Annotated in this window: 5 protein-coding genes; 4 read left to right on the top strand and 1 reads right to left on the bottom strand. The window is 58.0% G+C overall.

The window, feature by feature from the left end; all coding sequences use genetic code 11:
• Positions 1-478 (top strand): carbon-phosphorus lyase complex subunit PhnI (locus tag ACEQWH_RS14440; protein WP_370231989.1); only part of this gene is annotated, 478 nt, incomplete at its 5' end.
• A gap of 2 nt (positions 479-480) precedes the next feature.
• Here ACEQWH_RS14440 and ACEQWH_RS14435 read toward each other — a convergent pair.
• The gene (locus tag ACEQWH_RS14435; RefSeq protein WP_370231987.1) at positions 481-726 is read right to left on the bottom strand and encodes a hypothetical protein; all 246 of its coding nucleotides are present in this window, start codon (positions 724-726) and stop codon (positions 481-483) included.
• A 31-nt stretch (positions 727-757) separates the two neighbouring features.
• Here ACEQWH_RS14435 and ACEQWH_RS14430 point away from each other — a divergent pair, with 31 nt between their 5' ends.
• The 3 genes from ACEQWH_RS14430 to ACEQWH_RS14420 all read left to right on the top strand — a co-directional run.
• Complete coding sequence (locus tag ACEQWH_RS14430) at positions 758-1612, top strand: alpha-D-ribose 1-methylphosphonate 5-phosphate C-P-lyase PhnJ (RefSeq protein WP_370231986.1); 855 nt, start codon at positions 758-760, stop codon at positions 1610-1612.
• Positions 1609-2379, top strand: a complete 771-nt coding sequence (phnK, locus tag ACEQWH_RS14425; RefSeq protein ID WP_370231984.1) for a phosphonate C-P lyase system protein PhnK — start codon at positions 1609-1611, stop codon at positions 2377-2379. The genes ACEQWH_RS14430 and phnK overlap by 4 nt, the downstream gene beginning before the upstream one ends.
• 4 nt (positions 2380-2383) lie before the next feature.
• Positions 2384-2682: ATP-binding cassette domain-containing protein (locus ACEQWH_RS14420; RefSeq protein ID WP_370231982.1), on the top strand; the 299-nt coding region annotated here is incomplete at its 3' end.

Below are 2682 nucleotides of genomic sequence, written 5' to 3'. Positions count from 1 at the left end.
TACGCTGGGCATGGCCTATTCCACGCAACGTGGCTATGGCCGCACCCATGCTTTTGTGGGCGAGTTGCGCATCGGGGAAGTCGCCGTTGAAATGGACATTTCAGAATTGGGATTTGCCATTGAAATCGGCGAAGTGACCCTGACGGAATGCGAAACGGTGAACCAGTTTGTTGGCTCCAAATCCGAGCCACCCCAGTTCACGCGTGGTTATGGTCTGGTCTTTGGACAGAACGAACGCAAGTCGATCTCCATGTCATTGGTCGACCGCGCTTTGCGCTGGGAGGAATTTGACGAGGACAATGTCGGTGCGCCGTCTCAGGACGCGGAATTTGTGCTGTATCACGGCGACAACATTCAGGCGACGGGATTCCTTGAGCATATCAAGCTGCCGCACTACGTGGATTTCCAAGCCGAGCTAGAGCTGATCCGCAAGCTGCGCGCCGAGGCCGAAGGCCAGCGACAGGAGGCAGCGGAATGAGGTCAATCGCCGCCACAACCGCCATCCCCGGAGGCGCCGTCATGGCCTCCGCCACCGAACGAGCTGCCGCCGTCGCTGCACGGGTAATACGGAGAGGTCTGGGTCTGTCCATCAAGGCCGATCCAAACCCAAGTGCCGTCTTCGGTCTGGCGCAGGGTCTTAAACTTTCGGCGGTCTCGCAAAATGTCTCTGATGGCGACAATCAGCAAGAACCCAACCAAAACGCCAACGATGATCAATACTTCCAAGGCCGTCTCCTAAAATCAGGTGATAGAAAAAATGTCTGATTACAACTTTGCATATCTCGACGAACAAACCAAACGGATGATCCGTCGTGCTATCCTGAAAGGGCTCGCGATCCCGGGCTATCAGGTGCCTTTCGCCAGCCGCGAGATGCCCATGCCTTATGGTTGGGGCACGGGCGGCGTTCAGGTGTCTGCGGCGGCTTTGACGCCAGAGGACACGATGAAAGTCATCGATCAGGGCGCGGACGACACCACCAATGCTGTGTCGATCCGCAAGTTCTTTGAAAACACGGCGGGCGTTCAGACGACCACCGTGACCTCTGAGGCGACGATTATTCAGACCCGCCACCGCATCCCAGAGGAAGCGCTGAACGAAGATCAGATCATCGTCTATCAGGTGCCGATCCCAGAGCCTTTGCGGTTTCTTGAGCCGCGCGAAACCGAGACGCGCAAGATGCACGCGCTTGAGGAATATGGCCTGATGCACGTTAAGCTTTACGAGGACATCGCCAAGCACGGGCATATCGCGACCTCTTATGCCTATCCGGTTAAGATCGAAGACCGCTATGTGATGGATCCAAGCCCGATCCCCAAGTTTGACAACCCGAAGATGGAAATGGACGCGATCCAGCTGTTTGGGGCAGGGCGCGAGCAGCGGATTTACGCGTTGCCGCCACACACCAAGGTCGTCAGCCTGGATTTTGAGGACCACCCCTTTGAGGCCTCTAAGGCGGATGCAGCCTGCGACCTGTGCGGGGCCACACATACCTATCTGGACGAAGTCATCACCGATGATGCAGGCGGCAGAATGTTTGTCTGCTCGGACACGGATTATTGCGAAAGCCGCCGGGCTGCGGGCCATATCGGTGCAAAAGGAGTAGCCGCATGACACCTCTTCTAAGCGTCAAGGATGTCAGCAAGTATTACGGCAATCGTATCGGCTGTACGGGGGTTAACTTTGATCTTTATCCCGGCGAAGTCATGGGCATCGTTGGGGAATCCGGATCAGGGAAATCCACTCTGCTGAATTGTCTGGCAGGCCATCACAGCACCGATACGGGCGAGGTGATCTTTGACACGCGCACCGATGGGCCACGCGACACGCTGACCATGAGCGAGCCAGAGCGCCGGATGCTGGGCCGTACCGACTGGGCCTTTGTGCATCAACACGCACGGGACGGGTTGCGCATGGGCGTTTCGGCTGGTGGCAACGTGGGCGAACGCCTGATGGCCGTCGGGCAGCGTCACTATGGCGATATTCGCGCACAAGCCGTGGACTGGCTGGGGCGTGTGGAAATTGCCGAAGACCGGGTCGACGATCGCCCAACCGCCTTTTCGGGTGGCATGCAGCAACGTCTTCAGATCGCGCGCAACCTGGTCACGGGGCCGCGTCTGGTCTTCATGGACGAGCCGACGGGCGGTCTGGATGTGTCGGTTCAGGCGCGTCTTTTGGATCTGTTACGCGGGCTTGTGCGGGATCTTGGTCTGTCGGCCATTATCGTCACCCACGATCTTGCGGTTGTGCGCCTGTTGGCGGACCGGCTGATGGTGATGAAGTCCGGCCATGTGGTGGAAACCGGCCTGACCGATCAGGTGCTGGATGATCCGCAACATGGCTATACGCAGCTTCTCGTAAGCTCTGTTTTGCAGGTGTAAGACAATGATTGAACTCACAAATGTATCGAAAACCTTCACCTTGCATAACCAAGGCGGAGCCGTGCTCGAGGTTATGCGCGGGGCCACTCTGACCGTGCCTGCTGGCGACTGTGTTGCGCTGACAGGGGTGTCTGGCGCGGGCAAGTCCACATTGATGCGGATCATCTATGGCAACTATCTCGCAGCTGGCGGCTCTGTGGTCGTGGGCGGCGTAGATGTTACCCAAGCCGAGCCGCGTGACATCTTGCGTCTGCGCCGCGAAGTGCTGGGCTATGTCAGCCAGTTCTTGCGGGTTGTGCCACG

The sequence above is a fragment of the Cognatishimia sp. genome, from assembly GCF_964229375.1.
GTDB lineage: Bacteria > Pseudomonadota > Alphaproteobacteria > Rhodobacterales > Rhodobacteraceae > Cognatishimia.
This window is presented reverse-complemented; position numbering and strand designations above follow the sequence as displayed.

Coding starts and splice junctions, on each gene's coding strand:
- ACEQWH_RS14430 (WP_370231986.1), top strand. CDS start 758: ATGTCTGATTACAACTTTGCATATCTCGACGAACAAACCAAACGGATG.
- phnK (WP_370231984.1), top strand. CDS start 1,609: ATGACACCTCTTCTAAGCGTCAAGGATGTCAGCAAGTATTACGGCAAT.